Genomic DNA, 25,115 nt, shown 5'->3' with positions numbered 1-25,115 from the left:
GAATGGATCCGCTGCTCGCCGCCGCGTTGGAGACCCTCGGCATCGCCGACCGGCCCCGCCCGCTGACCTCGCATCACACCCACGCCTGGCGGGCCGGAGGGTGGCGGATCAAGACCGCCGAGAGGCCGGCCGAGGTCGCCTCGCTGCACCACGAGGCCCGCGCGTTGACCATCCTGCGCGAACAGGGCCTGTATCCGGTCGGCGGCGCACACGGGCACGTCGGCGACGGCGTGTGGACGGCGGTCGAATGGCGTCCGGGGAAGACCCTGTGGCGCTGGTGCGAGTCGGTACGCCGCACCGGTCCCTCTCTCGCGGACCGGTTGCCCGCGTTGGCCCGGCGGGCGTTCGCGGCGCTGGCGCGGCTGCACGCGGTGGGTTGGCACCACGGGGACATCCAGCCGATGAACATCCTGGTCACCCCGGGCGGCGGCATCGAGTTCATCGACCACGATCTGACCCAGCACCCGGATCTGCTTCCGCTGCCGGTTCCCTATCGGGGCGGAATGGACCTGACCACGGCCCCCGAGATCGCCCGGCAACTCCTGGACACCGGGCCCGGACACCACGTGTGCCTCACCGACGCCGCGGAGGTGTACAGCCTGGGCGCCTCGTTCCGGGCGGCGTGGACCGGCCGCGCGCCGGCCACCGATCGGGCGATCGGAGGGCGAATCGGTGCCGCCGACATCCTGGAGGACATCGCCACCGGCCGGCATCGGCCCCCGCTGGCCGTGGTGCGCCCGTGGCCGGATCCCGACCTGGAGGCGCTCCTGGAGGCGGCGATGTCACTGGACCCGGCGGGCCGGGCCGTGGTGCGCCCGGCGTCGCCGTATCCGTGTTGAACGGCACGCCGCACGCCCGGTGTTCGCCGCCGTGAAACACGCGACGGGCGCCCGCCGCCGCGTCGCGGGACGCGAGGCCGGGCGCCCGTCGGGTGCCTGGGAGTGTGTCCGGGCCCGGTGGTGCCGTCACAGTCGCAGGTACGACAGGTCCACGGCCCCGGCCATCGCCCGTGCGCCCGCGTCGTTCAGGTGCAGGTGGTCGCCGCTGTCCAGGTCGGGCCGGATGTGGTCCGGCGCATCGGGATTCCGCACCGCCGCCGCGACGTCCACGACCGCGTCGAAGACCGCAGCCGTGCGGATCCAGTCGTTGACCCGACGGCGGATCACCCGCCCCTGCATGCTGTCGACGCCGGGATAGATGGTGCCGGCGTAGGGGCCCATGGTCATCCCGATGCCGATCAGCCCCGCCGCCCGGGCCCGAGCGGCCAGCGTGGTGAATCCGGCGATCAAATCCTCAGCCGTGGCCGGGGGTTCGCCGGTCATGCCCGGCAGGCCCAGGTCGTTGAGGCCGAAGTGGAAGAGCACGTGGGTGGCCCCGGGCACGGTGAGCACGTCGCGGTCGAAGCGGGCGAGGCCGCGCAGGCCGACCTCGTCGGTCAGCAGCCGGTTGCCGCCGATGCCCTGGTTGACCACCCAACCCCGGTCCAGTCGTCGGTTCAGCTGGTTGGGGAAGCGCAGGTTGGCACCGGTTGAGGTGCCCCCGCCCTCGAACCAGGAGTCGCCGAAGGCCACGGCGATCGTGGTGCCTTCGGGAGCCAGTACGTCCACGCCGGCGACGAAGTAGCGGTTGTCCGCCTCCTCCGCGCCCACGAAGTTCGCCGAGACGGCATTGCCCGGTAGCACGTAGGCGAGTTGCGACGGGGTGGCGGAGTAGGTGGCGAGGCCGGTGTCCCCGGGCAGGTACAGGGTCAGCGCCAGGTCGGTCCCGGCGGGCACGGCCAACTCCACCGGGTCGCTTCGGCGGAATCCGCCGACGGGGATGGTCACCTCGGCCGCGCCGCCGAAGCGCAGCACCGTGTCCGTGTCGCGGTCGACCGTGCCGTCGCCGGTGCCCACGGCCACCCGGGCGGCGCCGATGACGAGCGGTTCCTTGCCGTATTCGTTGCTGAGCAGCACCCGCAGCGCGGTACCGCCGCCGTCCAGGTGCAGGATCTGCCGCACCGTCTGGTCGCGGAAACCCCGTGAGGGCTGGATCAGGATGCTCTCGTTCGGGTCGAGCACGGCGGAGCGAAAGCCCGCGACCCAGGTCGTCGTGGTCATGATCGGTGAACTCCTCTGCTGGGTGGGGGTGGTGGTTCGGTGGTGCTCAGACCCGGACGGGCCGGGGGCTGGGGGTGCGGCGGGCCCGCAGGCTCACCGAGGCGAGCGCGGCGAGGGCGAACAGCGCCGCCGCAGCCCGGAAGGCGAACGCGTAGCCGTCGGTGGCGGCCTGTTCGGGGGAGGAGCCGGCACCGGTGTGCGCGTCGGCGAGCGAGGCGAACAAGGCCATGCCGACGGTGGGGCCCAGCAGCATCGTGGTGTTGAACGCGCCGCCGGCGAGGGCGGCCTGGGTGTGCGGCACGCCGCGGGTGGCGGCGACCACGGCCGCCGCGGCGGTCAGACCGATGCCGATGGGCAGGGTGAGCATGCCGGCAAGCGGTGCTCCGAGGTAGGCCGCGTCCGGGCTGATCCGGGAGAACAGCACGAAGGCGCCCGCCATCGTGGCCAGACCCAGTGCGGCCGTCCACCGCACGCCCAACCGGGCCACGATCGGCACACTGCCGGCGCTGACCGCGATCAGCATCAGCGTGTACGGGCCGAAACCCATCGCCGAGCGCAGCGCGGACCACCCCAGCACCCGCTGGAAGTACAAGGACATCAAGAACGCGGCCGTCGACCCGGCGATCGGCGCGAGCATTCCGGTGGCGAGCGCGGCCACGCGTCGGCGGGAGGCGAGGAAGGACAGCGGTACGAGCGGCGCCGCGACCCGGTTCTCGGCCACGCCGAAGGCCGCCAGCAATGCCGCTCCGACGGCCAGCGGCAGCAGTACCGCCGGGGCGAGCCAGCCGTGCGTGCCCACCGCCACCAGCCCCAGGCTCAGTACCGCGACGCCGCCGGTGACCAGGGCTGCGCCGAGCACGTCCACGCGGCCCGGGACCCGGGCCGGGCCGGTCGGCAGATACCGGCCGGCGAGCACGGCGACGGCGAGACCGATCAGCGCGAGCGCCACGAACGCCCAGCGCCAGGACGCCCAGGTCGCGGTCGCGCCGCCGAGTTGCATGCCCAGTGCCGCGCCGACCCCGGACAACCCGCCCCACGCGGCCATCGCCCGCCGGCGGGCCGCGTCGCCGGGGAAGACGTCCGCGACCAGCGCCATGGCGGCCGGTGCGGCGAGCGCGGCGCCGGCGCCCTGAGCCAGTCGGGCCGCGATCAGCCACCCCCCGCCCGGTACGAGGGCGCCGGCCAGGGACGCGGCGGCGAACACCGCGGTGCCGATCCGGAAGCCGGCCCGCCGCCCGCGCAGGTCGGCCACCCGGCCGCCGAGCAGCAGCAGGCCGCTGAACGCCAGGGTGTACGCGGCGCCGGCCCAGACCAGACCCGACGCGCCGAGGTCCAGGTCGGCGGCGATGTCGGGCCCGGCGGCCGAGGTGATGGTGACCGACGTGTTGAGGATCGCCTGCACCGCGGCGAGCAGCGCGAATGCCGCCCCCGTTCGCGCCGACCGCTCGCTCGTCTGCTCGTGCTTCATGCGCTGATCCCCTTCCGGGAAGTGGCTTGTTCGAGAACTGAACCATACAGTGGAGTTCAGTTGAACTCAACAGTGCAGTTCAGTTAGCACACGCAACAGTGCGGCGGTGCGCGACCGAAACCCAACAGCACGGTTCAGCTGAACTAACCGGTTCGGTTCAATTGGTTAAACTGCGCTCGACGAACGGAGACACGACTGTGTGGGCAGCGGAGCAGACCCCCAAGCGCATCCCTTCCGGTGACCGGGCGGCGCGCAAGCGCAAGGCGATCCTGGAGGCGGCCACGCAAGCCTTCCTGCGCGAGGGCTACCAGGTGGGCATGGACACCATCGCCGCCGAGGCGGGCGTCGCGAAGGTGACCGTCTACAACCACTTCGGCAGCAAGGAGGCCCTGTTCACGGCGATCGTCGGCGAGATCCTGGACCGGGCGCTCGCGGAGTCCACCCGCCTGATCGAGGAGCGGCTGGGCTCCTCGACGGACGTCCGGGCCGATCTGGTGGCGATCTGCGAGGCATGGGTGGCGGGTCATGCCACGCCGGAGGTGCTCACCCTGCACAACGTGGTGATGGGCTCGATGTCGCGGCTGCCCGATCTGGGCCGCACCTGGCGCGAACTGGGACCGGACCGCTTCCACGTGATCGTCCGCACGGCGCTCGCGGAACTCGTCGGGCGCGGCGAACTCGAGATCGACGACGTGCAGTTGGCCGCGATCCAACTCTCCGGCCTGGTCCTGATGCCGCACATCTCCTACGGCTCCTCGGGCGCGGTGCCCGACGCCGATCTGACCCAGCGGCTGATCACCGGCGGCGTGGACATGTTCCTGGCCCGTTACCGCCCGTCGGCCGACGGGACCGCCACCCCGGACACGCCCGTACCGCCGGTGTCCTGACGCGGATCGGTGACGCGGCGGCGGGTCGGCCCCATGCGCCGCCGCGGAACCGGGGGTGGCGAGACTCGCCCGGATGGCCCGGATGTGAGGCGCGTCACGCGGTGGGCTGATAGGAAGGTTCGAAGAGTCCGTTATGTCTGACTCGTAACCTTTCGAGGAGGCGTCATCATGCGCGCCACGCCCGAGAACACCGCCGAGAGTCCGAGCGCCGGCACGCCGGCCGAACCACCGTCCCCGATCCATATCCTGTGGATCAATGCCGGTCTGAGCTGCGACGGCGACTCCGTCGCCCTGACCGCCGCGATGCAGCCGTCGATCGAGGAGATCGTCACCGGCGCGCTGCCCGGACTGCCGCCGATCGCCGTGCACTGGCCGCTGATCGATTACGAATGCGGCCCGGTCCAGGGCGCGGACACCTTCATCGAATGGTTCTTCAAGGCCGAACGGGGCGAACTCGACCCGTTCGTCCTGGTGGTCGAGGGATCCATCCCGAACGAGTCGATCAAGGCCGAGGGTTACTGGTGCGGATTCGGCGACGACCCCGCCACCGGCCAACCGATCACCACGAGCGAATGGCTGGACCGGCTCGCGCCCAAGGCCACCGGCGTGGTGGCGATCGGCACGTGCGCCACCTACGGCGGCATCCACGCGATGGCCGGCAACCCGACCGGCGCGATGGGCGTGCCCGACTACCTGGGCTGGGATTGGACCTCCAAGGCGGGCCTGCCGATCGTGTGCGTGCCCGGGTGCCCCATCCAGCCGGACAACTTCGCCGAGACGCTGACCTACCTGCTCTACCAACTCGCCGGGTCCGCGCCGATGATCCCGCTGGACGACAAACTGCGTCCGACCTGGCTGTTCGGCGCCACCGTGCACGAGGGCTGCGACCGCGGCGGCTACTACGAACAGGGGCAGTTCGCCGACGAGTACGGCTCGCCGCTGTGCCTGGTGAAGCTGGGCTGCTGGGGTCCGGTGGTCAAGTGCAACGTGCCCAAGCGCGGTTGGATCAACGGCGTCGGCGGTTGCCCGAACGTCGGCGGGATCTGCATCGCGTGCACGATGCCCGGCTTCCCGGACAAGTTCATGCCCTTCATGGACGAACCGCCCGGCAGCAAGGTCTCCGCGACCGCCAGCGGCGCGTACGGCCTGCTGATCCGCAAACTGCGCTCGATCACCGCGCAGACCGTGGACAAGGAACCCAAGTGGCGTCACTCGCGTCGCGAGCTGACCACCGGCTACCGCCCGCCCTGGTGAGCGGATCGCCTGCACCCAGTCCTCGACTTCGCGGCCGGCCCCGAGCGTGCCGCCGTCCCACACCGCAGAAGGGCACTACACACGATGGCACCCTCGACCAAAGTGGCCGGCGACGGCAGCGGCCTCACCGAGATGTCCTGGGATCCGATCACCCGGATCGTGGGCAGTCTGGGCATCCACACCAAGATCGACTTCAAGCAGAAGCGGGTCGCCGAGTGCTACAGCACCTCGTCGGTCTTCCGCGGCTACAGCGTGTTCATGCGCGGCAAGGACCCCCGCGACGCGCACTTCATCACCAGCCGGATCTGCGGTATCTGCGGCGACAACCACGCCACCTGCTCGGTCTACGCGCAGAACATGGCCTACGGCGTCAAGCCGCCACACCTGGCCGAGTGGATCATCAACCTCGGTGAAGCCGCCGAGTACATGTTCGACCACAACATCTTCCAGGAGAACCTGGTCGGGGTGGACTACTGCGAGCGCATGGTCCGCGAGACCAACCCCGGTGTGCTGGAACTGGCCGAACGCACCGAGGCCCCGCACGCCGCGGAACACGGCTACCGCACCATCGCCGACATCATGCGCTCGCTCAACCCGATCGAGGGTGAGTTCTACCGTGAGGCGCTGGCGGTCAGCCGCTACACCCGGGAGATGTTCTGCCTGATGGAGGGCCGGCACGTGCACCCCTCCACGCTCTACCCGGGCGGTGTGGGCACGGTCGCCTCGGTCCAGTTGTTCACCGACTACCTGTCCCGACTGATGCGCTACGTCGAGTTCATGAAGCGTGTGGTGCCGCTGCACGACGACCTCTTCGACTTCTTCTACACGGCCCTGCCCGGCTACGAGGAGGTCGGCCGGCGGCGGGTGTTGCTCGGCTGTTGGGGCGCGCTCAACGACCCCGACCACTGCGACTTCACCTACCGCAACATGACCGACTGGGGCCGGCGGATGTACGTCAGCCCCGGCATCGTGGTGGACGGCGAATTGATCACCAACGACCTGACCGAGATCAACCTGGGCATCCGGATCCTGCTCGGCAGCTCCTACTACCAGGATTGGGAGGGCCAGGAGCAGTTCGTCACGCACGACCCGCTGGGCAATTCGGTCGACCCGCGCCACCCGTGGAACCAGCACACCATCCCCGCACCGCAGAAGCGGGACTTCCAGAACAACTACAGCTGGGTGATGTCGCCGCGCTGGTTCGACGGCACCGACTACCTGGCCCTGGACACCGGCGGCGGCCCGCTCGCCCGGCTGTGGTCCACCGCGCTCAACGGCCTGGTCGACACCGGCTTCGTCAAAGCCACCGGGCACAGCGTGGTGATCAATCTGCCCAGGTCGATGACCAAACCGGAGACCACCTTCGAGTGGAAGATCCCGCAGTGGAGCAACGCCCTGGAGCGCAACCGCGCACGCACCTACTTCCAGGCGTACATGGCCGCCATGGCGGTGTACTTCGCCGAGAAGGCACTCGAAGAGGTGCGCTCGGGCCGGACCAAGACGTGGGAGAAGTTCGAAGTGCCCGACCAGGCGGTCGGCGTCGGCTTCACCGAGGCCGTGCGCGGTGTGCTCTCGCACCACATGGTGATCCGGGACGGGAAGATCGCCAACTATCACCCGTACCCGCCCACTCCGTGGAACGCCAGCGTCCGCGACACCCTGGGCACCCCCGGGCCCTACGAGGACGCGGTGCAGAACACGCCGATCTTCGAGGAGAACTCCCCGGAGAACTTCAAGGGCATCGACATCATGCGGGCCGTGCGCAGCTTCGATCCCTGTCTGCCGTGCGGCGTGCACATGTACCTCGGCGACGGCAAGACCCTGCAGAAGCTGCACGTGCCCACCGGCCTGAGCGGGCTGAGCGGATGAACGCCGAACAGACCGGACTGCGGGTCGAGGAGATCCTCACCCGCCTGGCCGCGAGCGCCGACCCGGCCGGCAAGGCCGCCGCCGAGGATCTGGTACGCGCCCTGATGGACTTCTACGGCGCCGGCCTGACCCGCCTGGCCGCGCTGTTGCGCGACGCCGACACGGACAGGCGCGCCGTGCTCGACGACGAACTGGTCACCGGCCTGCTCGTCCTGCACGACCTGCATCCGGACGACGTGCCGACCCGGATCGCCCGCGGCCTCGCGGCCCACCCGGAACACCGCGCCGAACTGCTCGACTACGACGAGCTCGCCCGGAGCGTGCGACTGCGGATCACCGCCGCGAGCGGCGGCTGCGGATGCGCGAACACGAGCGCGGACGGCGCGCGGGAGGCCATCGAGGGTGTCCTGGGCGGCTACGCACCCGAGATCGAGCACGTCGAGATCGAGGAGGCCCCGGCCGCGCCCGCACAACCCGCGCTGCTCCAGATCGGCGTCCGAGGGATCGACCCGGCTCGGGCCGCGCGGTGAGCGCGCCACCCCGGACGAGTACGCGGCCGGCGACCGGGCTGCGCCGATTCCGCCGCCCGGCCGGACCGCGGCCGGAACGCTGCGAGTTGTGCGCCGAGGAGGTCGGCCCGGGACATCGCCACCTCGTCGACACCGAGGCCCGGGTCCTGGCCTGCGCGTGCCGCGGCTGCGCCCTGTTGTTCGAGCAGCGCGGCGCGGCCGGCGGTCGCCACCGGGCCGTGCCCGAGCGCTACCTCGTCGACCCCGACCACAGCCTGGACGACGGCGCGTGGGATGCCCTGCAGATTCCGGTCGGGATGGCGTTCTTCCTGCGCAACGCCGCGGCGGACCGGCTGGTCGCGTTCTACCCCAGCCCGGCCGGCGCCACCGAAAGCGACCTGGACCCGGACCTGTGGCAGGCGGTGCTCGGTGAGAGTCGGCTCGCCCGACTGCTGCACGCCGACGTCGAGGCGCTGCTGTTGCGCCGCACCGACGGGGCGAGCGAGTGCTTCCTGGTTCCGGTCGACGTCTGCTACGCGCTGGTGGGCCGGATGCGACTGCATTGGCAGGGCTTCGACGGCGGTGCCGAGGCGCGCGCCGACCTGGCCGCGTTCTTCGCCGACGTGCGCTCGCGGGCTCGGGTGCCCGGAAGGGACGAACTGCCGTGACCGAGTTGGACTTCTCCTGCGTCGGAGTGCGTGCGGACGGCTACGCGGCGGGCCCCACCCTGGTCTTCCGGCTGCGGATCACCGCCGCCGAGCAGGCCCGGGTGCACGCACTCGCGCTGCACGTGCAACTGCGGATCGAGCCGGCCCGGCGCCGCTACGGCGCGGTCGAGGGCGACCGGCTGGACGTGCTGTTCGGCGAACGATCCCGCTGGGGCAGCACGCTGCACCCGATCCGGTTCGCCCAGGTGGCGTTGACCGCGCCGGGCTTCACCGGGGAGACCGAGGTGGACCTGGTGGTGCCGTGCACCTACGACATGGACATCGCCTCCTCCCGCTACTTCCACGCATTGGGCGAGGGCGAGGTGCCGCTGCTGATGCTCTTCTCCGGGACCGCGTTCACCGGCCCCGGCGGCTTCGGGGTCGAACCGGTGCCCTGGCACAAGGAGGCCGTATGCCGCATGCCGGTGGCCGTGTGGCAGGAGATGATCGAGCAGCACTTCCCCGGCTGCGGCTGGCTGCGCCTGCCGCGCGAGGGCATGGACGCGCTGCTCGCCTACCGGTCCCGGCATGCGCTGCCCTCCTGGGAGGCCACGATGCGAGCCCTGCTGGCGGCGGCCGAACCCGACTCCGCGTCCGAGCGCATCCTCGGTGTCGCGGCCGGCCGCGACCGCGCGCCGGATCGCAGCGGCGACACCGAGGGGATCGTGCGATGACACCGTCCGGGCTCGCCACCGAGGAGCGGTTCGCCGCCGCTCGACAGATCGCCGACGCCGTCCTGTTCGAGGGCTACGTGCTCTACCCGTACCGGGCCTCGGCCGCCAAGAACCGGATGCGCTGGCAGTTCGGCGTCCTGGTGCCGCCCGCCTGGGGGCAGGGCAGCGGCGAACACCACGACCAGCGCACCGAGTGCCTGATCGAACCGCGTGACGGCGCGAACCTCTCGGTCGAGCTGCGCTTCCTGCATGCGCGACGACGCACGGTGCAACAGGCAGGTCCCGACGGCGGATTCACCTCGGTGGACGAGTTGGAACTGCCCGACAGGGTGCTCGTGCCGTGGGACGAAGGCATCGAGGAGCGGGTCGAACTCGTGGTGCCAGTAGCGAATTTGGCCGGTGATGGGCTGGTCGTGCCGTTCGAGCGGGACGAGCACGAGGACAGCGAGGCGGTCGAGCTCGACGGCCGGGTGCTCGGTCGGATGGTCCGCCGGCGGGCCCGGGCGGAGGGAGTGATCCGGCTGCGGACCGCCGAGATCCCCGGCCCGTACCGCACGCTCAAACTCACCGTCGAGGTGGCGAACACCGTCGGCTGGACGCCGGATCCGGGTGCCGACCGGGACGCGGCGCTGCGCTACGCGCTGGTGTCGGCGCACGTGCTGCTCGGGGTGGACGCCGGGTCGTTCCTGTCGATGACCGATCCGCCGGAGTGGGCCCGGGCCGCCGCGGCGACGTGCGTCAATCTGCGGACCTGGCCGGTGCTGGTCGGGGAGCGGGACGACGTGGTGTTGTCCTCGCCGATCATCTTGGAGGATCACCCGCAGGTGGCCCCGGAGAGCCTGGGCGCGCTCTACGACGCGACCGAGATCGACGAGATTCTCGCGCTGCGCACGTCGGCGCTGACCGAGCGGGAGAAGCGCGAGGCGCGCGGCACCGACGTCCGAGCGGGCGCCGCCGTGGACCTGGTCGACTCGCTGCCCCCGGAGGTGTGGGACCGGCTGCACGGCGCGGTGCGGGCGCTGCGCGAGGGCAGCGGGCCGGGTGCGCCGACGACCCTGGCCGAACCCGACGCGGCGGATCCGTTCGTGTCGGGGGGCGACCGGCCCTGGTGGGATCCGGCGAGCGACGCCGGGTTCGATCCCGGTTCGGATCGGGTTTTGCTGGACGGGCGTTCGGTTGGGGCGGGCAGTCGGGTGCGGTTGCGGCCGGGATCGCGCCGTACCGACGCCCAGGACCTGTTCCTACACGGCCGGGACGCGGTGGTCGAGGCGGTGCTGCACGACGTCGACGGCGCGGTGCACGTCGCGGTGACCGTGGCGGACGACCCAGGCGCGGACATCCGGCGTGCACAGGGCCGGTTCCTGTACTTCCGACCCGACGAACTCACCCTCCCGGAGGACGAATGACCGGCCGCGACGAGCCGACCGACGGCGTCGAGCGCGTGCTCGTCGCCGGGGTCGGCAACATCTTCCTCGGTGATGACGGATTCGGGGTGGAGACCGTCGGCAGGATCGCCGCACACCAGTTGCCGGCCGGCGCCGAGGTGGTCGACTTCGGCGTGCGCGGTGTGCACCTCGCCTACCAACTCCTGGAAGGCTACGACACGTTGATCCTGGTGGACGCCACCGCACGCGGCGGCGAACCGGGCACGGTGTACCTGATCGAGGCCGCCGTACCGGGCTCGGTGGAAGCGGGGTCGGCGCTGCTGGACGGCCACCGGATGGGGCCCGACGCGGTGCTCGCACTGCTGGGCACGCTGAGCGCGGGCACCGGCGGCACGCCGCCGCGCCGGGTGCTTGTGGTCGGCTGTGAACCGGCCGACCTGAACGAGCGGGTGGGGCTCAGCCCGCCTGTGGCGGCCGCCGTGGACGAGGCGGTCGCGCTGATCCTGCGGGTGCTGCGGCACCGGGAACCGGCCGAGCGCAAGGCCGACCGGCCGGCCGGGCAGGCGGCCGAACGAGCGGTCGAACCAACGGTCCGCGCGCGAGCCGGTACGCCGGACGCGCCGGACCCGGTCGATGCACGACCCGCCGCCGTGGACGCGGTGCGCGGTTGCGATTCCGATTCCGGAGAGGTGCCGGTATGCGAAGGGTCCTGATCGGCGGAGTGCTTCTGTTGGGGCTGGGCGTGCTCGTGAATCGGGCCGACATCCAGCGCTATCTGCGGATGCGCGCCATGTAGGCCGGCCCGCGTGGGCCGGCCCGCTCGATACCCGGCCGGCCCCACCGGGTTGCGGCGAATGGTGTACGCCGGGCGTCGGCCACGGCGTGGGTGTCGGGACAAATCGCCGGCCGCGCCTGTAATGGAGCCCCGGGCTCGGGCAGGCCGAGCCGGTGGGTCGAAGCGCGGGACCGGCGAACCAGCGGAGGGCCGATGCACGAGATGTCGATTGCGATGGCCGCCGTCGAACAGGTCGAGGCGGCTGCCGCGCGCATCGGCGACCGCGCCGCGCTGAGCGTACGGCTGCGGGTCGGGGAACTAGCCGGTGTGGTTCCCGACGCACTGGCCTTCGCCTTCGAGGTCGCGCGTGCCGAAACGGTGCTGCGCGATGCCGAGTTGGTGATCGAGATCGTCCCCGGCCGGGCCCGCTGCGCGGCGTGCGCCGTGGAGTGGGCGGTGGGCATGCCGCCGGACCTGTGCTGTCCCCAGTGCGCGGGAGCGACAGCCGAACTGCTGTGCGGACGCGAGTTGCAGATTCTCGACGTGTGCTGGGCCGACCCGGTCGAGGACGTCGGATACGCCGAGGCCATTCAGGAGGGTTGATCCGTCATGTGCCGAGTCGACGAGTTGCGGCAGGCCGTACTCGCCCACAACGATCGCGGTGCGAGCGACCTGCGCGCCGAGCTGACCGCGCGCGGGGTGATCGCGATCAACCTGCTGTCCAGCCCCGGCAGTGGTAAGACCGCGCTGCTGGAGGCGGAACTGCGCCTGGCCGGCGAACGCGGCGTTCCGGTGGCGGCGTTGACCGCCGACCTGGCCACCGACAACGACGCGACGCGGCTGGCCCGGGCCGGCGCGCCGGTCAAGCAGGTCCTCACCGACGGGTTGTGCCACCTGGAGGCCGCGATGTTGCGCCGGCAGCTCACCGGCTGGCTGCCGACGCGGACCCGGCTGTTGTTCGTGGAGAACGTCGGCAACCTGGTCTGCCCGGCCTCCTACGACCTGGGCGAGAGCTTGCGGGTCGCGCTCGCGTCGGTGACCGAGGGGGAGGACAAGCCGCTCAAGTATCCGTCCGCGTTCGGCCTGGCGAACCTGGTGGTGTTGACCAAGACCGACCTCGCCGAGGCGGTCGAGTTCGACGAACTCGCGTTCCTGGCGAATGTCCGGCGGGTCAACCCCGGGGTCGAGGTGCTGTTCACGTCGGCCAGGACCGGCCGTGGTGTGGGTGATCTGCTGGCACGTGCACTCGCGGTGCTCGACGGCGCCGCGGTGCACACGCCGGTCATGGCGCGGCACGCGGCGGACGGGCACGGGCACGGCGGGTCGCCGGACCACGGACACCGAAACGGGCATGATCACGCCCACCCGTACGAGCACGAGTACGGGCAGGGGCACGGGGACCCCGCTCACACACACGAGGACGACCACGGGTTCGACCGGTGGCCCGCGCCGGCGGGGGAGCCGTCTTGACCGCCGGGGGGCAGGCCGACGTCGCACAGCGTCGTCGAATCACCGTGCGGGGCACCGTGCAGGGCGTGGGTTTCCGGCCGTTCGTCTACACGTTGGCCACCGAGCTGGGCCTGGCCGGCCATGTCACCAACACCGGTGCGGGCGTGCTGGTGGAGATCGAGGGCCGGTCGGCCGAGGTGGCCGCCTTCTGCCGGCGGATCGACACCGACGCGCCCGCGCTGGCCTCGGTCGAGTCGATCACCCACGAGGAACTCGAGATCGGCGGCGACACCGGGTTCGCGATCGTGGCGTCCGCACCGCCGGAGTCGGGCGCCACGCAGCGTACCCAGATCCCACCGGACGTCGCCACGTGCGCGCCCTGCCTGGCCGAGCTGGCGGACCCCACCGATCGCCGCCACCTGCACCCGTTCATCACGTGCACCGACTGCGGCCCACGCTTCACCATCGTCACCGCACTGCCCTACGACCGTGCGCACACCACGATGGCCGAGTTCCCGATGTGCGCGGACTGCGCCCGGGAGTACACCGATCCGAGCGACCGACGCTTCCACGCACAACCCATCGCGTGCCACGCCTGCGGGCCCCGGCTGTCCCTGGTCGGCGCGGACGGGGCGCCGATCGGCTTCGGCACGCTGGAGGAGGCCCGCCGGATGCTCGCCGAGGGGGCGATCCTGGCGGTCAAGGGCATCGGCGGCTACCACCTGGCCTGCGACGCGGCCGACGAGGACGCGGTAGTGCGGCTGCGCGAGCGCAAGGGGCGCGGCGACAAGCCCTTCGCGCTGCTGGCCCGTAGCCTCGCCGAGATCGAGCCGCATGCCGCGATCGGGGACGCGGAGCGCGAGTTGCTCACCGGTGCCGCCCGACCGATCGTGCTGCTCCGGCGCCGCCGGGCGGCCCGGTCCGCACTGCCGGAGGCGATCGCCCCGCGCTGCCCCGACCTGGGCTTCATGTTGCCGTACACGCCCCTGCACCACCTGCTCCTGGGGCTGCTCGACGATCGGCCCGGGCCGCGCCTGCTCGTGCTCACCAGCGGCAATGCGGCCGGCGAGCCGATCGTGACCGATGACGCCGAGGCGTTGACCCGGCTCGCACCACTCGCCGACGGCTGGCTCACCCACGACCGGGCGATCCGGGTGCCGCTGGACGACTCGGTGGTGCGGGTCGTGGACGGCGAACCGCTGTTCGTCCGGCGTTCCCGGGGCTGGGCTCCGCTGTCGATCCGGCTGCCGGTGGCAGTGCCCGCGACACTCGCCGTCGGCGGGGACCTGAAGAACACGTTCGCGCTGGCCGAGGGGCGCGAGGCGTGGTTGTCCGGGCATGTCGGCGACATGGACGACCTGGCCACGCAGCGTGCGTTCGAGCACGCGGTGGAGCATCTGGGCGCGGTCACCGGCGTGCGTCCCGAAGTACTGGTCGCCGATCGCCATCCGGGCTATCGGTCCACCGGCTGGGCGCGCCGCGCCGCGGCACGGCGGCCGGTGCGTCTGGTCCAGCACCATCACGCGCACATCGCCGCCGCGATGGCCGAACACGGATCGCACGGCACCGCGCCGGTGCTGGGCGTCGCCTTCGACGGGACCGGCTACGGGGACGACGGCGCGATCTGGGGCGGGGAGTTCCTGCTCGCCGACTACGCCGGCTTCCAGCGGGTGGCGCACCTGCGCTACGCGCCGCTGGCCGGGGGCGACGCGGCGGTGGCCCGCCCGTATCGGATGGCGCTGGCTCACCTGCACGCTGCCGGGATCGAGTGGGCGGACGACCTGCCGTGCGTGCGAGCCGGATCGGACGAGGAACGCCGGGTGTTGGCGCGCCAGCTCGAACGCGACCTGAACTGCGTGCCCACCTCCAGCATGGGTCGGCTCTTCGACGCGTTCGCGTCGCTGATCGGCGTCTGCCACCTGGCCGGGTACGAGGCGCAGGCGGCGATCGAGTTGGAGGGCGCGGCCGTTCGGCGGCCCGGACCGGTCCCGGGGTACACGTTCGGGCTGCTCCCGGGGGACGGCGAGGACGATCCGCTGATCGCCGACCCCGGCCCGGTGTTCGCGGCGGCGATCGCCGACCTGCGCGCCGGGAGCGAGCCGGAGCTGCTCGCGGCGCGTTTTCACCACGCGGTCGTGGACCTGGTGGTCGCGGTGGCCGAACACGCGCGGGAGCGGTTCGGGCCGACGCCGGTCGCGCTCACCGGCGGCGTGTTCGCCAACGCGATCCTGTCCTCGGCCTGCGGGCGGGCGTTGCGCGAACGGCACTTCACCGTGCTGCGCCATCGCCGGGTGCCGCCGAACGACGGTGGGCTGGCGCTGGGCCAGGTGCTGGTCGGGGCCGGTCGACCCGTGCCCGATGATCCGGCCCGCCCGTGAACGTTCGCCCGAAGACCCACGAGTCGACGACGCGCGTGCCGCGGTCGTTGCCGGATGACGAGGAGAGACCCATGTGCCTGGCGGTGCCCGGCAAAGTGACGCACATCGAGGATCGGGACGGAACCCGGATGGGTCTCGTCGACTTCGGCGGCGTGGTCAAGGAGGTGTGCCTGGAGTACGTCCCCGACCTGAGCGTCGGTGAGTACGCCATCGTGCACGTGGGCTTCGCGCTGCAACGGCTGGACGAGGAGTCGGCCCTGCGCACGCTTGCTCTGTTCGATGAAATGGGGCTGCTCCAGGAGGAGTTCGGAGACCCCTGGGAGGCGGCCGGTGCGGCGCCCGGGGAGTTCGTCCGGCCGGAGCCGGTGGTCGTCCCCGACCCCAATCACAACGGCGTTTCGAAGGAGGCCCGGCGGTGAAGTACCTGGAGGAGTTCCGGAATCCGGAGGTCGGTCGTCGACTGCTGGACGAGATCCGGGCCACGGTGACCCGGCCGTGGTCGATCATGGAGGTCTGCGGCGGGCAGACGCACACCATCATTCGACACGGGATCGACCAACTGCTGCCTTCCGGGGTGGAGTTGATTCACGGGCCGGGCTGTCCGGTGTGCGTGACCCCGCTGGAGGTGATCGACAAGGCGCTGGCGATCGCGGCGCGCCCCGGGGTCATCTTCTGCTCGTTCGGCGACATGCTGCGGGTGCCCGGCACCGACCGCGACCTGTTCCGGGTGCGCAGCGAGGGTGGCGACGTGCGGGTGGTCTACTCGCCGTTGGACGCGCTCGCGATCGCCCGGGACAACCCGGACCGCGAGGTGGTGTTCTTCGGTATCGGCTTCGAAACCACCGCGCCGCCCAACGCGATGACGGTGTATCAGGCCAGGCGGCTGGGCATCCGCAACTTCAGTCTGTTGGTGTCGCACGTGCGGGTGCCGCCGGCGATCGAGGCGATCATGCAGTCGCCGGACTGCCGGGTGCAGGGCTTCCTGGCGGCCGGCCACGTGTGCAGCGTGATGGGTATGGACGAGTATCCGGACCTGGCCGAGCGCCATCGGGTGCCGATCGTGGTCACCGGGTTCGAGCCGTTGGACATCCTGGAGGGCATCCGGCGCACGATCCACCAATTGGAGCGTGGCGAGCACACCGTGGAGAACGCGTACCCGCGGGCGGTCCGGGTCGAGGGCAATCCCGCCGCCAAGGCCATGCTGGCCGATGTGTTCGAGGTGACGGACCGGGCCTGGCGCGGCATCGGGATCATTCCGGACAGCGGATGGCGGTTGTCTTCGCGCTACCGCGACCACGACGCCGAGTACCGCTTCGACGTGACCGGGATCGCCACCCTGGAACCGGCCGAGTGCCGCAGCGGCGAGGTGTTGCAGGGCCTGCTCAAGCCCAACGAGTGCGCGGCGTTCGGCACCACCTGCACCCCGCGCAATCCGCTCGGCGCCACGATGGTCTCCAGTGAGGGCGCGTGCGCCGCCTACTACCTCTACCGCCGGCTCGACGCCGCCGCCACCGCGCCCCGGGAGGCGACCCCCGTTGTCTGAGCTCATCGACCTGGCTCCGGTCGCCGCGCCCGCCGCGCCCGACTTCTCCGGGTGGACCTGCCCGGCCCCGTTGCGCGACCATCCGCGGATCGTGACCGGGCACGGCGGCGGCGGCGCGCTGTCCGCCGAACTCGTCGAGCACGTCTTCGCACCCGCGTTCGGGGGACCCTTGCTGGCCGGTCTCGCCGACTCCGCGGTGATCACCCTCGGCGGGGCCCGACTGGCCTTTTCCACCGACTCGTTCGTGGTCCGTCCGCTGTTCTTCCCCGGCGGCGGCATCGGCGACCTCGCGGTCAACGGGACGGTGAACGACCTGGCCATGAGCGGCGCCAAGGCGGCATATCTGTCCGTCGGTTTCATCCTGGAGGAGGGCGTCGAGATGTCGGTCGTCGCCCGGGTCGCCCAGGCGCTCGGCGACGCGGCCCGAGCCGCCGGCGTGGAGATCGCCACCGGCGACACCAAGGTGGTCGAGGCCGGGCACGGGGACGGCATCTATCTCAACACCGCCGGGATCGGCTTGCTCCCGGCAGGCGTCGACATCCGACCGCAGCGCGCCGCCCCGGGCGACGTGGTGATCGTCAGCGGCGACATCGGCGTGCACGGCGTGGCCGTGATGAGCGTGCGCGAGGGCCTCGAATTCGACGTGGAGATCCGCAGCGACTGCGCCGCGCTGGGTGGGCTGGTCGAGGCCATGCTGGCGGTCACGCCGGACCTGCACGTGCTGCGGGATCCCACCCGGGGCGGCCTGGGCGCCGCGCTCAACGAGATCGCCGCCGCGGCCGGGGTCGGCGTGACGATCGCCGAACGCGACGTTCCGGTGCCGCCCCAGGTGGCCAACGCGTGCGCGATCCTGGGCCTGGATCCGCTGTATGTGGCCAACGAGGGCAAGCTGGTCGCGTTCGTGCCCCGCGAGCACGCCGACGCGGTGCTCGCGGCGATGCGTGCGCATCCGCTGGGCGCGGGGGCGGTGGTGATCGGGGAGTGTGTCGCGGCGCATCCGGGGATGGTGGTGGCGCGCACCGGGCTGGGCGGCACACGCGTGTTGGACATGCCGATCGGCGAGCAACTGCCCAGGATCTGTTGAGCGGTGCCGTGGGATCGTCGCGCGACGGCCGCAACGGCGTGCGTATGCGGCCCTCGCGCGCGGTCCTCAGGCCGAAGGCGCGGGCACCAGGCGCGGCCGGCGGGCGGCGGCGATCAGGGCGTGGGCCAGCCGCCGGTCGGTCCCGGCTTCGGGATGCCATTGGACTCCCAGCGCGAAGTTCTCGCCGGGTAGTTCCACCGCCTCGATGATGCCGTCCTCGGCCCGGGCGCTCGGCACCAGGCCGCGGCCGAGCCGGTCCACCGCCTGGTGGTGGTAGGTCGGCACCTCGTACGGCTCGGCGCCGAGCGAGGCGAACAGCGTGCCGGGGATCGGCGCGACGACGTGCGCGGCCAGTGTGCCGGACGGGCCGGTGTGCCCGCCGTGGCCGACCACGTCCGGCACGTGCTGGATCAGCGTGCCGCCCAACACCACGTTCAGCAGTTGCATGCCGCGACAGATCGCCAGGAGCGGCGTGTTCGAGGCCAGCGCCGCCTCGATCAACGCACTCTCCCACTCGTCCCGGGCCTCGTTCGGAGGCCCGGTCCGGGCGTGCGGCTCGGCGCCGTAGCGGGCGGGCCGTACGTCCGGACCGCCCGCGATCACCACGGCGTCCACCCGGGCCACGGTCTCGGCCGCCGCCTCCGGAGCGTCCGGAGGCAACATCACCGCCAGCCCGCCGGCGCGTTGGATATGGGTCGGATAGTCGAGGGGCAGCAGCGCGGCGGGCAGCTGCCACACCCCCCACTGCACGGATTCCTCGTGGTAGGTGCTGATACCGATCAGTGGCTTGGGCATGAAGGGTGGCTCGGTTCCTCAGGATGTCTCGAGATCGCGGGCTCGGGATCGCGGCGGCGATGGATGGGATGGGTGTGTGGTCAGTCCCGGTCGAGTTCGGCCTCGGCCGCGGCCAGTGCGGCGAATTCCTCCTCGGGCGCGTTGGCCACCAGATGATGCCGGCTGTACAGGGCGAAATAGGCCAGGGCGACGGCGTACACGCCCAGAGCGATGAACGCGGCCTGTTTGTCCACCAGGAACGTCGCGGCCAGTGCGGAGCAGGCCAACACGAAGGCCACCGAGGAGGTGGCGATACCGCCCGGGGTGCGGTACGGCCGGGCCAGGTCCGGTTCGCGGCGGCGCAGCACGATGTGCGACAGCGACATCAGCGCGTAGGAGATGGTCGCGCCGAACACCGCGATGTTCAGCATCCGGGCGCCGTCGCCGCTCCACGCGGCCAGTGCGAAGCCGAGCGCGCCGGGCACCAGCAGACCGAGGTAGGGGGCCTTGCGGCGGCTGGTCAGGGACAGGAAGCGGGGCAGGTAGCCGGCTCGGGACAGTGCGAACAACTGCCGCGATCCGGCGTAGATCAGCGAGAAGAACGACGCGACCAGTCCGGCCAGGCCGGCGTAGTTCACGAAGCGGCTCAGCGGGGTCGGTTCGCCGTCGCCCTGGAGCGCGGTCACCAGCGGGTTGCCCGCCTCCTGGACCGCGTTCGAGCCGTGCGCGCCGGTCGCGGCCAGGAAGGTCAGCACGGCCAGGAGGAGCAGCACGCCGATCGACAGGCTCATCGCCTTGGGCAGCGTGCGGGCCGGGTCCTTGGTCTCCTCGGCGGCCAGCGGCACCCCCTCCACGCCCAGGAAGAACCACATCCCGAACGGGAAGGCGGACCAGATGCCGAGCAGACCGAACGGGAGCCAGGAGTTGGCACCGAGCGCGTCGTGGTCCACCGGGATGTCGTTGAGCCCGCCGGCGTCGAACTCGGTGAACGCGCCGACCGCGAAGATCAGCAGTGCGGCGACCGCGATCCCGGTGACCACGAAGCTGAAGCGCAGCGCCTCGCCGACACCCCACAGGTGGATGCCGATGAAGACGACGAAACAGGCGAGGTAGACCGGCCAGGACGAGGTCAGGCCGAACAGGTTGAGGGATTCGACGTAGTCGCCGATGAAGATGACGATCGCGGCGGGCGCGAGCACGTATTCGATCAGGATCGCGGTGCCGGTCAGGAAGCCGCCCCAGGTGCCCAGCGCCCGACGGGCGAAGCCGTATCCGCCGCCGGCGGCGGGCAGGATCGAGGACAACTCCGCGAGCGAGAAGACCATGCACGTGTACATCAGGCCCATCAGCGCGGCGGCGATCGCCAGACCGCCGAAACCGGCCTCGGCCAGGCCGAAGTTCCAGCCGGAGAAGTCGCCCGAGACCACATAGGCCACACCGAGGCCGGTCAGCAGCAACCAGCCCGCGCTGCCCCGGCGCAGCGCCCGCTTCTCCAGGTAGTCCTCCGCCCCGGCGGACGCGCCGCCGCTCTGCTTCGTGCGCGCTTGGATGTCGTCGACCACGAGCCACTCCTGACGGGAGGGAGGTGAGGAAGAATTATTGGTTCGAGCGCATACCTTTGCTCTTCGAGTCGACACCGCGCAAGGCTTCGGCGCGGATGTCTTTCGGGCGGGTGGTCCGAGGCGAGCGGAAAAACAAGGCGACCCGGGCGGGAAAACGGCACCGGCCGGGCGGAGATTCCGCGCGGCCGGGGCGGGAGGTGACGGGTGGCTCAGGCGAGAAACCCGCGCAGCAGGGCCGCGGTTCCGGCGCAGTGCTCGCGCATCACCTCGGCCGCCGCGTCCGGATCGCCGTCCAGGATCGCCTCGACCAGTGCGGTGTGCTGGTGCTGCGAGTGCTCCAGATTGCGCACCAGCAGCGGAATGCAGTCCAGCAGGTCGTTCACCGTGGCCCGAACCGCCGCGTATTGGCCGGCCAACGTCGGCGAGCCGCACAACTGGGCCAACGTCAGATGCAGCAGCGTGTCCCGGCGCCGGTACTCGGCCAGCGGCGCGTCCCTGGTCTGCGCCAGTGCCGCCCGCAACCGCGCCGCCTGCGCCTGGTCCAAGCCCTGGGCCGCGCACAGCCCGGCCGCGCCGACCTCCAGCACCTCGCGAAAGCGCAGCGTGTCCTCCACGTCCACCTTCGCGATCCGGCGGCGCAGCTCGGCGGCCGAGCCGTCGCCGACCGGCCCCGGGCGCTCGCGCACGAACGTGCCGCCGTAACGGCCCCGGCGGCTCTCCACGATGCCCTGATCGGCCAGCACCTTGAGTACCTCGCGCAGGGTCACCCGGCTGACCCCGAGCCGCTCGGCCAGGTCGCGTTCGGCGGGCAGCCGGCCGCCGTCGGAGACCAGGCCCAGCCGGACGACCTGGAGGATCTGCTCCAACGCCTCCTCGAAGCCGTTGCCCGCACGCACCGGCCGCAACAGCGGCGACAGCCCGTCCTTGGGCTCCGGCCCGGATCGCTCGTCCACGATCCCTCCCCTCCAGCTCTTCCCAATCAATGGTTCGTGGCCATACCTTATGGCTTCCGGTTGGACCGACAGGAGGCATTCCCTTGGCAGACCGAACGCCCCCGCTGTCCGTCGACGAGCTGCGCGCACTCGTCGACACCGGGGAGATCGACACGGTAGTCCTGGCCTTCACCGACATGCAGGGCAGGCTGCAGGGCAAACGCTTCGCCGCCCGCTTCTTCCTGGACGACACGCTCGCCCACGGCACCGAGGGCTGCAACTATCTGCTCGCCGTGGACACCGACATGAACACGGTCGCCGGCTACGCGATGTCGTCCTGGGAACGTGGCTACGGTGACTTCGTGATGCGCCCCGACCTGGCCACCCTGCGCCGCACCCCCTGGCATCCGGGCACCGCGCAGGTCAACGCGGACCTGCTGTGGCACGACGGCTCCCCGGTCGCGGCCTCGCCCCGACAGATCCTGCGCCGCCAACTCGACCGGCTCGCCGAGCACGGCTGGACCGCGCACGCCGGCACCGAACTCGAGTTCATCCTGTTCAAGGACACCTACGAGGCCGGCTGGGACCGCGCCTACCGCGGCATGACACCGGCCAACCAGTACAACGTCGACTACTCGGTGCTGGGCACCGGCCGGGTCGAACCGCTGCTGCGCCGGATCCGCAACGAGATGGGTGCGGCCGGGATGACCGTGGAGTCGGCCAAGGGCGAGTGCAACCTCGGCCAGCACGAGATCGCCTTCCGCTACGACGACGCGCTGACCACCTGCGACCAGCACACCGTCTACAAGACCGGAGCCAAGGAGATCGCCGCGCAGGAGGGCATGTCGCTCACCTTCATGGCCAAGTACGACGAGCGCGAGGGCAACTCGTGCCACATCCACCTGTCCCTGCGCGACGGCGACGGCTGGCCGGTGCTGGCCGACGACAGCGGTCCGTACGGGATGTCCGAGACGATGCGGCACTTCCTGGCCGGCCAACTCGCCGCGATGCGCGAGTTCACGCTCCTGTACGCGCCCAACATCAACTCGTACAAGCGTTTTCGGCCCGGCTCCTTCGCGCCGACCGCGGTGGCCTGGGGGCCGGACAACCGCACCTGTGCGCTGCGGGTGATCGGACACGGCCACTCGCACCGCTTCGAGAACCGCCTCCCCGGCGGGGACGTGAACCCCTACCTCGCGGTCGCCGGGATGATCGCGGCCGGCCTGTACGGGATCGAGCACGAGCTCGAACCCGGCGACGCCTGCACCGGCAACGCCTACACCGGCGACGCGCCGCACGTGCCCGGCACGCTGCGCGAGGCCGCCGAACTGTGGGCCTCCTCGACCATCGCCGAGCACGCCTTCGGCGCCGAGGTGGTGGCCCACTACCTGCACATGGCGCAGGTCGAGCAGGACGCGTACGACACGGCAGTCACCGACTGGGAGCGCTTCCGCTCCTTCGAGCGCATGTGAGGATCAAAGCGTTGTCCCAGCAGCACGAACAACACGACCGACCCGACCCGGACGGGCCGCACGAGCACGACATCCTCGACCCCGCCACCGAGGAGATCATCGCCACCATCCGGGCGAGTTCGGCGCACGACGTCGACGCGGCGGTGGCCCGGGCCACCCGCGCCGCCGCGCAGTGGTCGGCGCGCGCCCCCGGCGACCGGGCCCGCGTCCTGCGCCGCTTCGCCGTCGTCGTGGACGAGCACCTCGAGGAACTCGCCCGGCTGGAGGTGCGCGAGGCCGGCCACCCGATCGGCAACGCCCGCTGGGAGGCGGGCAACGTCCGCGACCTGCTGGACTACGCCGCCGGCGGGGTCGAGCGGCTGAGCGGCCGGCAGATCCCGGTGGCCGGCGGCCTGGACATCACCTTCCACGAACCGCTCGGCGTGGTCGCGGTGATCGCGCCCTGGAACTTTCCGATGCCGATCGCCGCGTGGGGCCTGGCGCCCGCACTCGCGGCCGGCAACGCGGTCCTGCTCAAGCCCGCCGAGACCACCCCGCTGACCGCACTGCGCCTGGCGGAACTGGGCCTGGCCGCGGGTCTGCCCGAGGGACTGTTCCAGGTGCTGCCGGGAGCCGGCCCCGTCGCCGGACGGGCCCTGGTGGAACACCCGGGCGTGGCCAAGGTGGTCTTCACCGGCTCCACCGCCGTGGGCAAGGACATCATGGCCAGGTGCGCCGCCGGGGTGAAGCGGGTCACCCTCGAACTGGGCGGCAAGAGTGCGAACATCGTCTTCGCCGACGCCGACATCGAGGCCGCCGCGGCCGCCGCGCCGGGCGCGTTCCTGGACAACACCGGACAGGACTGCTGCGCGCGCACCCGCATCCTGGTGCAGCGCGGCGTCTACCACCGCTTCATGGACCTGCTCGAACCGGCGGTGCGGGCCTTCAGGGTCGGCGACCCCAGGGATCCCGACACGCAGATGGGCCCGCTGATCTCCGCCGCGCATCGCGAGCGGGTGCGCTCCTACGTACCGCAGGACGCGCCCGCCGCGATCCGCGGACAGGCGCCCACCGGCAAGGGCTTCTGGTATCCGGCGACGGTCCTCACACCCGAGTCCGCCGAGGACCGCACGGCGGTGGAGGAGATCTTCGGTCCGGTCGCGGTGGTCCTGCCGTTCGACGACGAGGCGGATGCGATCCGACTGGCCAACGCCACCGCGTACGGGCTGTCCGGGTCGCTGTGGACCCGGGACGTGGGTCGTGCGCTGCGCGTCTCGCGAGCGGTGCGGGCCGGGAACCTGTCGGTCAACTCGCACAGCAGCGTGCGCTATTCGACCCCGTTCGGCGGCTTCGGCCAGTCCGGGCTGGGCCGGGAGCTGGGGCCGGACGCACTGGCGGCCTTCACCGAGATCAAGAACGTGTTCATCAGTACCGAGTCCGTCACCACCGAGTCCACGAGCACCGAGGAGAGTTAAGTGAGCGAGCAGACCCCCGTGTGCCGCCGCCTGGTCGGCCGTACGGCCGTCGTCACCGGAGCGGGCAGCGGTATCGGCCTGGCCTCCGCCCGGCGACTGGCCTCCGAAGGCGCGAACGTGGTGTGCGCCGACATCGACGAAGCGTCCGGCAAGGCCGCCGCCGAGGAGGTCGGCGGGATCTTCGTGCGAGTCGACGTCACCGACGCCGACCAGGTCGAGGCCCTGTTCAAGACCGCGTTCGACACCTACGGGTCGGTCGATGTCGCGTTCAACAACGCGGGCATCTCGCCGCCCGACGACGACTCGATCCTGACCACCGGCCTGGACGCGTGGCGCCGGGTCCAGGAGGTCAACCTCACCTCGGTGTTCCTGTGCTGCAAGGCCGCGTTGCCGTACATGCAGCGGCAGGGCAGGGGCTCGATCATCAACACCGCGTCGTTCGTGGCGGTGATGGGCGCGGCCACCTCGCAGATCTCCTACACCGCGTCCAAGGGCGGCGTGCTCGCGATGTCGCGGGAGTTGGGCGTGCAGTTCGCCCGCGAGGGCATCCGGGTCAACGCGCTGTGCCCGGGGCCGGTGAACACCCCGCTGCTCAAGGAACTGTTCGCCAAGGACCCGGAGCGGGCGGCCCGCCGGCTCGTGCACATCCCGGTCGGCCGGTTCGCCGAGCCCGAGGAACTCGCGGCCGCGGTCGCGTTCCTGGCCAGCGACGACTCGTCGTTCGTGAACGCCGCGGAGTTCCTGGTCGACGGCGGTATCGCGGGGGCGTACGTCACCCCGATGTAGCGGGTGCCGGGCTCGTCGGTGCGCCGCCGGCCCGGCCCCAACCCCGCGCTCCGG

The 25,115-nt window shown here is 71.6% G+C and carries 23 protein-coding genes; 18 read left to right on the top strand and 5 right to left on the bottom strand.

The window, feature by feature from the left end; translation table 11 throughout:
• Positions 1–2 precede the first annotated feature (2 nt).
• Positions 3–839 (top strand): phosphotransferase, encoded by an 837-nt coding sequence (locus A3IC_RS63090; protein ID WP_020554824.1) that lies wholly within the window; start codon positions 3–5, stop codon positions 837–839.
• Positions 840–965: 126 nt separating this feature from the next.
• Here the strand turns inward: A3IC_RS63090 and A3IC_RS0135410 are convergent, their stop codons facing one another.
• Both A3IC_RS0135410 and A3IC_RS58390 read right to left on the bottom strand, forming a co-directional pair.
• Positions 966–2,099 carry a GDSL-type esterase/lipase family protein gene (locus A3IC_RS0135410; RefSeq protein ID WP_020554823.1) on the bottom strand — a complete coding sequence of 378 codons (1,134 nt, stop codon included), beginning with the start codon at positions 2,097–2,099 and terminating at the stop codon, positions 966–968.
• Positions 2,100–2,145: 46 nt separating this feature from the next.
• Complete coding sequence (locus tag A3IC_RS58390; RefSeq protein WP_020554822.1) at positions 2,146–3,567, bottom strand: MFS transporter; 1,422 nt, start codon at positions 3,565–3,567, stop codon at positions 2,146–2,148.
• A 197-nt stretch (positions 3,568–3,764) separates the two neighbouring features.
• Between A3IC_RS58390 and A3IC_RS58385 the strand changes: the two genes are divergently transcribed.
• The 14 genes from A3IC_RS58385 to hypE all read left to right on the top strand — a co-directional run bounded on the left by A3IC_RS58385 (position 3,765) and on the right by hypE (position 18,081).
• Positions 3,765–4,454, top strand: a complete 690-nt coding sequence (locus tag A3IC_RS58385) for a TetR/AcrR family transcriptional regulator (RefSeq protein WP_020554821.1) — start codon at positions 3,765–3,767, stop codon at positions 4,452–4,454.
• Positions 4,455–4,619: 165 nt separating this feature from the next.
• The gene (locus A3IC_RS0135395; RefSeq protein WP_245599762.1) at positions 4,620–5,708 is read left to right on the top strand and encodes an NADH-quinone oxidoreductase subunit B family protein; all 1,089 of its coding nucleotides are present in this window, start codon (positions 4,620–4,622) and stop codon (positions 5,706–5,708) included.
• 84 nt (positions 5,709–5,792) lie between these two features.
• Positions 5,793–7,577, top strand: coding sequence for a nickel-dependent hydrogenase large subunit (locus A3IC_RS0135390; protein WP_026219116.1), 1,785 nt, complete (start codon positions 5,793–5,795; stop codon positions 7,575–7,577).
• On the top strand, positions 7,574–8,107 hold the full coding sequence (locus A3IC_RS0135385) for a hypothetical protein (RefSeq protein ID WP_020554818.1): 534 nt from the start codon (positions 7,574–7,576) through the stop codon (positions 8,105–8,107). Before A3IC_RS0135390 ends, A3IC_RS0135385 begins: the two co-directional genes overlap by 4 nt.
• Positions 8,104–8,754: a DUF5947 family protein gene (locus A3IC_RS0135380; protein WP_020554817.1), complete on the top strand. Its 651-nt coding sequence runs from the start codon at positions 8,104–8,106 to the stop codon at positions 8,752–8,754. The genes A3IC_RS0135385 and A3IC_RS0135380 overlap by 4 nt, the downstream gene beginning before the upstream one ends.
• Entirely contained in the window at positions 8,751–9,467 is a 717-nt protein-coding gene (locus tag A3IC_RS0135375; protein WP_020554816.1) for a DUF6084 family protein, read from the top strand. The genes A3IC_RS0135380 and A3IC_RS0135375 overlap by 4 nt, the downstream gene beginning before the upstream one ends.
• Entirely contained in the window at positions 9,464–10,873 is a 1,410-nt protein-coding gene (locus tag A3IC_RS0135370) for a hypothetical protein (RefSeq protein ID WP_020554815.1), read from the top strand. The genes A3IC_RS0135375 and A3IC_RS0135370 overlap by 4 nt, the downstream gene beginning before the upstream one ends.
• A complete protein-coding gene (locus tag A3IC_RS58380) occupies positions 10,870–11,565 on the top strand; it encodes a hydrogenase maturation protease (protein ID WP_020554814.1) in 696 nt (231 codons plus the stop codon). The genes A3IC_RS0135370 and A3IC_RS58380 overlap by 4 nt, the downstream gene beginning before the upstream one ends.
• Before the next feature lie 275 nt (positions 11,566–11,840).
• Positions 11,841–12,230 carry a hydrogenase maturation nickel metallochaperone HypA/HybF gene (locus A3IC_RS0135355; RefSeq protein ID WP_020554812.1) on the top strand — a complete coding sequence of 130 codons (390 nt, stop codon included), beginning with the start codon at positions 11,841–11,843 and terminating at the stop codon, positions 12,228–12,230.
• A gap of 6 nt (positions 12,231–12,236) precedes the next feature.
• Positions 12,237–13,097, top strand: coding sequence for a hydrogenase nickel incorporation protein HypB (hypB, locus tag A3IC_RS58375; RefSeq protein ID WP_020554811.1), 861 nt, complete (start codon positions 12,237–12,239; stop codon positions 13,095–13,097).
• On the top strand, positions 13,094–15,454 hold the full coding sequence (gene hypF / locus A3IC_RS0135345; protein ID WP_026219115.1) for a carbamoyltransferase HypF: 2,361 nt from the start codon (positions 13,094–13,096) through the stop codon (positions 15,452–15,454). Before hypB ends, hypF begins: the two co-directional genes overlap by 4 nt.
• 71 nt (positions 15,455–15,525) lie before the next feature.
• A complete protein-coding gene (locus tag A3IC_RS58370; RefSeq protein WP_052173961.1) occupies positions 15,526–15,873 on the top strand; it encodes a HypC/HybG/HupF family hydrogenase formation chaperone in 348 nt (115 codons plus the stop codon).
• On the top strand, positions 15,870–16,997 hold the full coding sequence (gene hypD / locus A3IC_RS0135335; RefSeq protein WP_020554808.1) for a hydrogenase formation protein HypD: 1,128 nt from the start codon (positions 15,870–15,872) through the stop codon (positions 16,995–16,997). Before A3IC_RS58370 ends, hypD begins: the two co-directional genes overlap by 4 nt.
• On the top strand, positions 16,990–18,081 hold the full coding sequence (gene hypE, locus A3IC_RS0135330; RefSeq protein ID WP_020554807.1) for a hydrogenase expression/formation protein HypE: 1,092 nt from the start codon (positions 16,990–16,992) through the stop codon (positions 18,079–18,081). The genes hypD and hypE overlap by 8 nt, the downstream gene beginning before the upstream one ends.
• Before the next feature lie 66 nt (positions 18,082–18,147).
• Here hypE and A3IC_RS0135325 read toward each other — a convergent pair whose 3' ends face one another.
• The 3 genes from A3IC_RS0135325 to A3IC_RS0135315 form a co-directional block, all read right to left on the bottom strand.
• On the bottom strand, positions 18,148–18,876 hold the full coding sequence (locus A3IC_RS0135325; RefSeq protein WP_020554806.1) for a gamma-glutamyl-gamma-aminobutyrate hydrolase family protein: 729 nt from the start codon (positions 18,874–18,876) through the stop codon (positions 18,148–18,150).
• A gap of 80 nt (positions 18,877–18,956) precedes the next feature.
• On the bottom strand, positions 18,957–20,417 hold the full coding sequence (eat, locus tag A3IC_RS0135320; protein ID WP_020554805.1) for an ethanolamine permease: 1,461 nt from the start codon (positions 20,415–20,417) through the stop codon (positions 18,957–18,959).
• A 209-nt stretch (positions 20,418–20,626) separates the two neighbouring features.
• The gene (locus A3IC_RS0135315; RefSeq protein WP_020554804.1) at positions 20,627–21,370 is read right to left on the bottom strand and encodes a FadR/GntR family transcriptional regulator; all 744 of its coding nucleotides are present in this window, start codon (positions 21,368–21,370) and stop codon (positions 20,627–20,629) included.
• An 83-nt stretch (positions 21,371–21,453) separates the two neighbouring features.
• Here A3IC_RS0135315 and A3IC_RS0135310 point away from each other — a divergent pair, with 83 nt between their 5' ends.
• The 3 genes from A3IC_RS0135310 to A3IC_RS0135300 are packed head-to-tail and all read left to right on the top strand — an operon-like array spanning position 21,454 to position 25,061.
• On the top strand, positions 21,454–22,821 hold the full coding sequence (locus A3IC_RS0135310; protein ID WP_020554803.1) for a glutamine synthetase family protein: 1,368 nt from the start codon (positions 21,454–21,456) through the stop codon (positions 22,819–22,821).
• An 11-nt stretch (positions 22,822–22,832) separates the two neighbouring features.
• Positions 22,833–24,275: an aldehyde dehydrogenase family protein gene (locus A3IC_RS0135305; RefSeq protein WP_052173960.1), complete on the top strand. Its 1,443-nt coding sequence runs from the start codon at positions 22,833–22,835 to the stop codon at positions 24,273–24,275.
• Positions 24,276–25,061 (top strand): 3-oxoacyl-ACP reductase, encoded by a 786-nt coding sequence (locus tag A3IC_RS0135300; RefSeq protein WP_020554801.1) that lies wholly within the window; start codon positions 24,276–24,278, stop codon positions 25,059–25,061.
• Positions 25,062–25,115 lie beyond the last annotated feature (54 nt).

It is taken from the genome of Embleya scabrispora DSM 41855, assembly GCF_000372745.1.
Lineage (GTDB): Bacteria > Actinomycetota > Actinomycetes > Streptomycetales > Streptomycetaceae > Embleya > Embleya scabrispora.
Note: the sequence above shows the minus strand (reverse complement) of the source record. Positions and strands in the feature narration are given on the sequence as shown.